Source organism: Aquamicrobium defluvii (genome assembly GCF_004363725.1).
Classification (GTDB): Bacteria; Pseudomonadota; Alphaproteobacteria; order Rhizobiales; family Rhizobiaceae; genus Mesorhizobium; species Mesorhizobium defluvii.
Genome location: NZ_SNZF01000005.1, coordinates 200599 through 210045, shown reverse-complemented (window position 1 = coordinate 210045; position 9447 = coordinate 200599). Strand labels below are relative to the sequence as shown.

The 9447-nt window shown below is 58.9% G+C and carries 5 protein-coding genes; 4 read left to right on the top strand and 1 reads right to left on the bottom strand.

All coding sequences use genetic code 11. The features are described from left to right. The first annotated feature begins 149 nt into the window (after positions 1-149). Both DES43_RS06070 and DES43_RS22820 read left to right on the top strand, forming a co-directional pair. Complete coding sequence (locus DES43_RS06070; protein WP_133674858.1) at positions 150-2963, top strand: lytic transglycosylase domain-containing protein; 2814 nt, start codon at positions 150-152, stop codon at positions 2961-2963. Between the two features lie 650 nt (positions 2964-3613). After that, entirely contained in the window at positions 3614-6064 is a 2451-nt protein-coding gene (locus tag DES43_RS22820) for a hypothetical protein (protein WP_245514533.1), read from the top strand. Positions 6065-6671: 607 nt separating this feature from the next. Here the strand turns inward: DES43_RS22820 and DES43_RS06060 are convergent. Next, positions 6672-6935 carry a hypothetical protein gene (locus DES43_RS06060; protein ID WP_133674857.1) on the bottom strand — a complete coding sequence of 88 codons (264 nt, stop codon included), beginning with the start codon at positions 6933-6935 and terminating at the stop codon, positions 6672-6674. Between the two features lie 97 nt (positions 6936-7032). Here DES43_RS06060 and DES43_RS06055 point away from each other — a divergent pair, with 97 nt between their 5' ends. Next, entirely contained in the window at positions 7033-9135 is a 2103-nt protein-coding gene (locus tag DES43_RS06055) for a hypothetical protein (RefSeq protein WP_133674856.1), read from the top strand. Then, positions 9135-9440, top strand: coding sequence for a hypothetical protein (locus DES43_RS06050; RefSeq protein ID WP_133674855.1), 306 nt, complete (start codon positions 9135-9137; stop codon positions 9438-9440). The genes DES43_RS06055 and DES43_RS06050 overlap by 1 nt, the downstream gene beginning before the upstream one ends. The last annotated feature ends 7 nt before the right edge of the window (positions 9441-9447 follow it).

Genomic DNA, 9447 nt, shown 5'->3' with positions numbered 1-9447 from the left:
TTCAACTTCGCAAAGGCTCAAGCCGCCCCCTGAGCCGATAGCCGCGCCACGCTTGTTCACACATCTCTGCGGCAGGACCTGAAAATCGCGCTTACGATCAGCAATCCGTACCAGCGCTACAATCAAGGCCCGCTGGGGAGTATCTGACCATGGCAGTAATCCGTCGCATTGAAAGCCAGCGTTCGTTCGACATAGGCGGCATTCCGTCCACGCAGGTCGATGACAGCGTGGGACAGGGGCTGCGCGCGGTTGGCGGGGCAATCCAGAATGCCGGCGAAGCCATGCACGCCATGGAAATGCGCCGCCTTCAGTCGCAGATGCAGATGGTTGAGTTCGGTCAAACCGAAGCGTTTAACCGTTGGCAGAATGATAACGCGCTTGAGTTTGGCAAAGCTCAGGACGAGATGCCGGCGTCTGGCGACGGATTTACCGGAAATGTATCCAAGGTCTTTACGGATCGGTCGGAGGAATTCCTTAAAAACGTTCCTGACGCGCTCAAGCCCAAGTTCTCGGAGCTAGTTTCAACGGCGCGCGAAACATGGATCAACAAGGCCGCCGCCGCCGAGGTCGATCAGCGCAACAACTGGTACAGAACCGGCGTCACGGAGCGCCAGCAAATCCTGCAAAATCAGGTCTTCGATGACCCGGCGATGTTCGATGCTGCGAAGGAAGATGCGTTCCGCACCATTGATTCATCCGGCCTGCCGCCTGTCGAGAAAGAGGCGCTCAAGAAAAAGACTGAGGAAATGTTCTCGCTTGCCGTTGGTGAGCGTGAGGTCCGGGATGCCGAGGCAAATCCGTCTTCTGCGACCGGCGCGGCCTCCCGGCTTGGGGTTCCGGCCGCGGGGAACGATGCCGTTGACGTGGTGGTCAGCAAGATCATCGGCGTCGAGAGTGGCGGCAGGGCCAATGCCAAGAACCCGAATAGCTCTGCCTCCGGGCTTGGGCAGTTCATCGACTCGACCTGGCTTTCAACGGTCAAGAAGTATCGGCCCGACATTGCGCAGGGCCGGTCTAACAAGGAAATCCTGTCGCTCAAGAACGACCCGCAGCTTGGTCGTGAGATGACAAAGCGTTACACACAGGAAAACGCGGCGGAACTACGCAAGTCGGGCATGCCGGTTAATCCGGGCACGCTCTATCTCGCGCACTTTGCCGGCATCGGTGGGGCAAAAGCTGTCCTGCGCTCGGCAGATGACGCGTCTCTGGCAAATGTTCTCGGCCCTGCCGTCATAAAGGCCAATGGGTTTTTGTCCGGCAAATCGGCCGGCTGGCTCAAGGATTGGGCGGCGAAGAAGATGGGGGACGCCAAAGGCGTGCCTGCCAGCACTGGTGCCGCGCCTGCCGACCCGCGCTATGCCAACCTGTCTCTGATGCAGCGCCTGTCGATCTACGATAACATTCAGGCAGCGGCACAGCGTGGCGAGACTGCCATTCGTGCGCAGGAAAAAGCACAGTATGACGCGCAGAAGGGCGCTCTACAGCTTGGCATCCAGACCGGCGAGGTTGCCAGCCCGCAGCAAATCCTCTCTTCGCCCATGTCGGATGCCGACAAGGCCACACTGCTTTCGGCGTTGCGGTCCCGGCAGGGCGATGCCGCCTTGACGCAGCAGGCGCTTGCCGATTTCCAGAACGGATCTCTGAAGGTCGATCCATATTCCAGCGACGGCAAGAAGACCGTGGACGCTGTGCAGGACGTGATTTCCAAGAACGTGCCTGCCGAGCAGCAGCAGTATGCGACGGAAAACCTTGTCGCGCAGACCGGCGTCGTTCCACAGTCCGTTCTTAATCGGATGCGCGCGGGGCTCGAAAGCACGAATGTCTCTGAGGTCGAAGCGGCAGCACAGGAGGCCGCTCGGATAGCCCAGATCAATCCAGCGGCATTGTCTCGGCGCGATGGCGGTAGCGAAGTCCAGAAAAGGGCCGACGACTTCAATCACTTCGTCAAGAACCTGAACCTGACGCCGGCACAGGCGGCACAGAAGATTGCCGAAATGAACGATCCCGACAAGCAGCGGGAACGCAAGGCGCTGGAACCAGCGGCCAAGGAGTTCCGCAAGCAGCTTGAGAACGATGATCTCGGCTCCATGTTCGATGAAAATTGGCTGCCCTTCACCGACCCGAATGTCGGGTTTACCGAAGGGCAGCGCCTTGGCATCCAGGCTGAATATCTCGCCATTGCCGAGGAGCAGTTCTATCAGGCGAATGGTAACGTCGAACTGGCTAAGAACCGTGCGGCTGAAGAAATGAAGCGCCTGTATGGTGTGACCCGCATGGGGTCGTCGGCTACGGTCATCAAGCATCCTCCGGAGCGCTATTGGCCGGCAGAAAGCAATTCGCTTGACCCGCATGCTTATGCCCGTGACCAGATCGTATCCGAGATCATGCCGCTCATCAGCGATGAGGAAGCGCTTAGGTTTGTCGGGTCTACGCAGACGGGCATCAACCAGTCCTCTCTTGATCAGACATTCCTCGGGAAGCTGCCTGTGGCTGACAAAGGCCGGGAGCGCGTCGATGAGGCCAAGCGCCAAATGATCCTCGGCAGTCTCCAGATCGTCGCCACGCCCGAGACAGATCAGATGATCAAATCCGGGAAACTGCCGGGCTATGCCGTGTTCTACGCGGACGGAAACGGTGTCCTGCAAACCATTCCAGGCAAGCTGTTCGTGCCGAATATCGAGCCAGCGATGAAGGCGCAACAGCAGATGATCGATTGGGCGCAGGATGATCGCGAGACGCTTCTGGAAGACGAGCGGGCCGTGCAGGGACCGGACGGCGGGCGGGAACGCACGCTTGATACCTTCCTTGACGGTGATCCCCTGACGGGCCGCCAGCGGCTCCAGAACCTGCCGCCGAATGTCAACTTGCAGCCTCCGACGCAGAGGCAGGAGCTTAATGACCAGCGGCAGCAGTTGATGGATGATGCCCGAAACTCCGGCATCCTCTCTCCGGGGGGCATGTAATGCCGTTCATCGACGCGCAGCGCTATCCGCAAGACCTGACGAACATCGCAGGGCCGGAACCTATTGCCGACCCGTCGCTGGTCCAGATCTTTGAGGCAGCCTTCCGCACGGAAAACATGGTCGGCTCCTATCTCGCCTCGCGCGGAATGCCAGACCCCCGCAGGATCGAGGAAGGGTTAAATGCTATCGACTATGTGAAGGACGATGCAGAGTTCGCGCCATATGTCCGCGAGTTCGCGGGCGTCTTCAACAAGGAGGCAGCAGACGCGCTTAAGCTCCAGATCAAGCGCGAACAGCAGGACCGGCGCACGATAGAGGCGGCAGGCGGTATGGGAATGGTGGCCTCGCTGGCGGCTGGCGTGATCGACATTCCCACGCTTCTGCCCGTATTCGGCGGCGGCATGGCTGGCGGTTCAGTCATGCGCACCGCGACGGGCGCGGCTATCGGCGCGGCGATGGGCGCAACAGTGTCCGAAACCGGCCTGCAATTGACGCAGGTGACGCGCACTGGCGAGGAAACAGCATACAACATCGGCGGGTCGATCCTCCTTGGCGGGGCGCTTGGAACGCTGGCCGGTCGATACCTGTCAACGCCTCAGGCTGTGGAGCTTTCGCGTAAGATCGAGCGATCCGAGGCCGAATATGATGCGGTGGACAACGCGTTCATTGCGGCAGGTAAGGGCACGTCTGCTGGTGCAGCGGCGCGCGATACCGGCCCGCTGCGCCTCAAGGATGAAGACCTGATCAAGAAGCTGCCTGTCATAAACCGGCAGGATCCGATGATCCGGCTTCAGCTTTCGGATTATGACAGCGCCCGTCAGACGGTGCGAGGCTTGGCGGAAACGCCGCTGGAATATGCCGAGAACGCGCAGGGTGTTGCCACGGAAATCGGCGGCTCGGTCGAAACCCGCATGAAAATGTGGAATGCGCCGCTTGCGCGCACCCTGAGTGAGATGGACACCGCCTATGCCCGGTACTTCAACAATGCGCAGGAGCCGACATCTTGGCAGGTGCGGCTATCCCCGCTGAAATCCGAGTTCCAGCGCCTGACGGGCGGCCAGAAGCTGACCTATAAACAGTTCAAGGAGGAAGTTGGCAAGGCTGCATTCTCAGGCGAGAAGCATGCTATCCCGGAGATTGCCGAGGCCGCTCGCTTCTATCGACAGCTTGACGACGCCATGAAGCAGGCCGCTATCGATGCCCGCCTGTTCCCGGAAGATATAGCCGTGCAGGGTGACGTTTCGCACCTGTTCCGCATGTACAACAAGGAGAAGATCATTGCGCGCCGCGACGAGTTCGGACGCATCCTCCATGATTATTTCATCTCCAAGCGTGATGCGGCGGTTAAGATCGGGGATGCCCAGAACCTTGCCAAGGAAGCGGACGCCGCCGCCAAGCGCGCGAATGCCAAGATGGAAGAATTCTCCCGTCTCTCGGATCAGGAGGTTCGCGAGCTTGTCGAGGAAACCATTGACACAATACTGGGTAATGCTGACGGCCGCATTCCCTACGACAGCATCGTTTCCGGCCCGCGTGGCCCACTGAAGGAGCGCCTGCTTCATATCGAGAGCGCCAAGATACAGGATTTTCTCAATCTCGATATCGAGGAAGTCATGCGCGCTCAGGTCCGAACCATGTCGGCTGATGTGGAGCTATCCAAAAAATTTGGCACCCCTGATTTGGCAGAGGAAATTCGCAAGATCAACGATGAGGCGAACCGCAAGATCGCCGCTGTTGATGGGGCAAAGGATAAGGACGGCAAGCCGCTTTCGGCAGAGGCCAAGGAGAAAGAGCGTCGGCGTCTGGATAGGCAGCGCGAGGACGCCGTTCGGGACGTTAAAGGCATTCGCGACCGCCTGCGCGGCCAGTATGCGCTCCCGTCAAACCCTGACAGTCTGGTGTTGAGGGCAGGGCGCATTGCCCGAAATCTGAACTATCTGCGCCTGCTTGGCGGAATGACGGTCTCGGCTATCCCCGACATGGGCAAGGTCATATTCACCCATGGAATGACCAGCACGTTCAGGGATGGCTTTGTGCCGATGGTGAAGAACTTCCGGGCATTCCGTCTGGCGGCTGAGGAAGTGAAGCAGGCCGGTACGGCTCTGGATATGATCCTTGATAGCCGCACTATGGCGATGGCCGACATAACAGACGACTTCGGCAGGCATTCGGCCTTTGAGCGCGGTCTACAGGCAGCATCTTCCCGGTTCGGTGTCGTGTCCCTCATGGCCCCGTGGAATGCCGCCATGAAGCAGTTTTCCGGCCTTGTGACCATGACGAACATGCTTCAGGCTTCTCAGCGGGTAGCGAACGGGACGGCGAGCAAGGCGGACATTCGCAAGCTGGCGGCATCGAACATCAACCCCGATTTGGCGAGCCGTATTGCCAAGCAGTTTGCCGAGCATGGCGAGACGCAGGATGGGGTACTTCTGGCGAAGGCCGGCAACTGGACTGACCGACAGGCAACCGACGCATTCCGCTCAGCAATCGTTCGGGACGTTGACCGGATCGTCGTCACGCCGGGGCAGGACAAGCCGCTGTGGATGAGCACCGAACTCGGCAAGACGGTGGGCCAGTTCAAGAGCTTCGGCATTTCATCCATGCAAAAGACGACGCTTGCTGGCCTCCAGCAGCGTGACGCCGCTGTTCTCAATGGCCTCATGGTCATGATGGGGCTGGGAGCAATGACCTATGGCATGAAGGAATTTGTGGCCGACCGTACGCCTTCCGACAATTGGCGGGTCTGGGCTGCAAACGCTTTCGACTGGTCCGGTCTCGGCGGCTGGCTTATGGAGCCGAACGGGCTTCTGGAAAAGGCAACACGAGGCCGTCTCGGGCTATCGGCACTGACCGGTGAGCAGCTTTCGCGCTTCCAAAGCCGGAACATAGCAGGTACGATTGCCGGCCCGTCGATTGATGCGGTTGCCGACATTTTTCAGGTGTCGGGCTCAATCTTTGCGGGGGATACGACGAAAAGCGATCTGCGGAAGGCGCGGCAGCTTATTCCTTTGCAGAACCTCTTTTACGTTCGGAAATTGCTCAACGCTGTCGAGGACGCTACGGGCGACGCACTTGGTTTGCCGGAGACGCGACGCAATTGATGGGCTTGGTTGGACTTGTTGGATTGGTTCTGGCGTTGTTCGTGGCCGACGCCATAATGGCGGGTGACGGCAAGAGGACTCTGAAGTTCGGAGCGGGTCTGGCAGTATGCGCTGTTCTCGCGATTGCGCTCGGTGATCCGCCCCGTCTCTCGTCTTCCAGCGATTGCTATGTCGAGTGGGACATGCGCGCCAGCCGTACGGTTTGTGATTAGGCTAAGTCTTAGCCAATTCCGAAGCAAATCGGCACACGTTTTCAGTTGGACCTCTCCCTAAATTATCAGCCGTCAAAATTGCGACCATTTCGAGAACGGCAGCATGGTATCTGATTTCTGGGATCGGATTCAGTAGAATGGGAAGCGCCCCTTCTGCTTCGGGGATATGGGGCATTTTGCACGGACCTGCCGCCACCCACGCGCCCGATATTTGTTTCGCGACACGCGCCTCGTCATGCGAGAGATCACGCGCTACAGCCACGCGATCTAGCAGTCCGGTCAAACTTTCGGAGACCTGTTCGTAGGTAAGGGAGATGAAGTCAGCCCGCGCTGAAAACGTAGACGCCATACAGATGGCGATTGCCCATGAAACCTTAAACACAAGCCTTTCCTTGCTACTTTGAGCATCTGCCTTTCAGGATGGCGATCTCGGTTTCGTTGTCGCCGCCTGACATCGACGCGACCGGGAGACCGATCAGAAATACCCCGAGAGCATCGCCATTCGCGGCTTTTGTCTGCTTGTTTGACAGAAGGGCAAGCCGTTCTCTGTCGGCAGAGGTACACGGACCAGAATTTGGAACCCCGGAAATCTTCTCTGGCGGCGTGGCGCAGCCCCAAACAAGCGCTGCGATGGACGCCAGCAAAACAACTCTTCTCATAAACCCCTCCAAGCCCGAGGGACGATAACACCGCAAAACCCCTGACCTTTCAAGCCCTGCCAACCCGGCGGGGTTTTCTCATATGGAGACCTCCCCGATGACAGTACCTGTCCCCGGCTCCCTGACCTATTCCTATGATGAGGATGGCGTCACAACCGTTTTCCCATACCCGGTTCGCTTTCTTGAACCACAGGAGTTGACCGTCATCCGCGAAGTGGCAGGTGTGCGGACGGTCCTTGCCTACAACGTGGATTACACGGTTTCCGGCGCGGGCAATCCCTCTGGCGGATCAATCGTCCGTACGGCGGTCACGAATGGCGGCAAGATCATCATCGCCCGCTCTACAGAGTGGAAACAGATTGTTGATCTGGAAGACAAGGCGCGCAACCCAGCGCAAGCAGTGGAGGACCAGCTTGATCGCCTGACCATGGCGGGGCAGGACACGAACGAGCGCCTAGGCGGTAAGGCCGACGCCGCCAGTCTCGCACCGGTAGCCTTTAGCGGCGACTACGATGATTTGGAAAACAAGCCTTTCATTCCTCCGGGGACAGTGACGAGCGTCGGCTTATCAGCTCCCACTGGGTTTACGGTCTCTGGCTCTCCGGTAATCGGGTCGGGCACCCTCTCGTTCTCCTACTCGACTGGCTATCAGGGATACACCACCGCCGAGGCAAGCAAACTCGCAGGGGTACAGGCTGGCGCGCAGGTCAATACCGTCACATCCGTTGCCGGCAAGACAGGCGCTGTTGCGCTCGTAAAGGCGGATGTTGGCCTTGGTAGTGTCGACAATACATCTGACGCAGATAAGCCGGTATCCTCAGCCGCGCAGAGCGCACTTGACGCAAAGGCTGATAAGGCCATTGCAATCACGGCTGGCGCAGGATTGACAGGGGGCGGTGCGCTAGACGCCAGCCGCACAATCTCTTTGTCCTCGGCCTCACAGGTGGCTATCGCTGCGGCGCAGACGGCTGTCCAGCCGGGCAGTTTGGGCGATCTGGCTACCATTGATCTCCCTCCATCCCCGTCCGGCCTTGTTCTGGGGGATGGTGGCACTTGGGTGTTGCCAGCAGGCGGCGGCGACATGCTGTCCTCCGTGTATGACCCACAGGGCAAGGCCGGGGACGCGTTCAGCCGGGGGAACCATACTGGCACGCAGGCTATTTCCACCATTTCCGGCTTGCAGTCTGCACTGGACGCAAAGGCTGACAATGCTGCCCTAGCCGGAAAATTCGATATCCCGACTGGCACTACCTCACAGTACATTCGCGGCGATGGCAGCCTAGCGACCTTTCCGGCCATCCCGGCAGGTACGGTGACCAGTGTCGGACTGTCAGCACCCACAGGCTTTACCGTCTCGGGCAGTCCCGTTACCGGGTCCGGCACGCTCACCTTCGCCTACGCTCCCGGATACACCGGCTTTACGACCACCTTGCAAACCAAGCTGAACGGAATTGCAACAGGCGCTACGGCTAACCAGACTGATGCCTATTTGCTGAATCGGGCCAATCACACCGGGGTCATGCCTTTTTCGGCATTGGAATCCGTACAGTCAGGCGGTCGTGTTCTTGGTCGTACATCGGGAACCGGATGGAGCGAAATTTCTCTTGCGGGTGCGGCAAACGCAAACAGTGTGGCATATCGTGGAACGGGTGGCGTTCTTGAAGTCGGAATGCCAACTGCGGATGCCCACGCCGCGACCAAGAAGTATGTCGATGACGGGATAGCCAGTGTTGTTTCGTGGACAGAGACTTCTCCCGTAGCGGCGACCACCGGCACCGCAATAGATTGGACCAGCATCCCATCGGGCGTGAATGATATCGAACTATGGCTAAAGGACGTTATCCTGAGCGGGAATGATGCCTTGGTGCTTCAAGTCGGGCCGGGCGCCTCGCCGGTGATCAGCGGGTATAGTAGCGGATCGGGACTGGCTGGCGCATCAACGCGCACTCGTTTGTCATCCGGGTTCGTGGTTTTCCGTAACAGCGCGAGCTACACTTATTCAGGGGTTATGCGGCTCCATCGCACATCCGGCAACGATTGGGTGTCGGAGCATGTCCTGAATGATACTGCCACGGATGGCGTTTCTCCAGTGGGTGGCGGTGCCGTCTCGCTGGCTGGAGTCCTCGGCAATCTGCGCCTCCGATCACAAGGAGGCAGCCAGACGTTTAGCGGCGGGTCAATTCAAATGAGGTATCGCTGATGCGCACGATTGTTGACGCCGAAACCGGCGAAGTCACGGCGGACGAGAATTTCATTCTCGAACCTCTTGACAGAATGCTCCCAGATCGCGTTACCGCGCGCCAATTCAAGCTTCAGCTTCTTGCTGACGGCATTCTCGATCAGGTCGAAGGCTGGATTGGCACTCAATCCCAGGCAGTGCAGATCGCCTATGCCAACAGCGGGACCTTCGTCCGTGATGAGCCGATGATGCAGGCGGGCTTTGCTGCGTTGGGCTTCACTGAACAGCAGATAGAGGATTTTTTCTTGGCCGCAGATGCGCTCTGATGCGAGC

Bases quoted from the DNA above. Each gene is read 5' to 3' on its own strand.
- DES43_RS06070 (WP_133674858.1), top strand. From the start codon at position 150: ATGGCAGTAATCCGTCGCATTGAAAGCCAGCGTTCGTTCGACATAGGC.
- DES43_RS06060 (WP_133674857.1), bottom strand. From the start codon at position 6,935: ATGAGAAGAGTTGTTTTGCTGGCGTCCATCGCAGCGCTTGTTTGGGGC.
- DES43_RS06055 (WP_133674856.1), top strand. From the start codon at position 7,033: ATGACAGTACCTGTCCCCGGCTCCCTGACCTATTCCTATGATGAGGAT.
- DES43_RS06050 (WP_133674855.1), top strand. From the start codon at position 9,135: ATGCGCACGATTGTTGACGCCGAAACCGGCGAAGTCACGGCGGACGAG.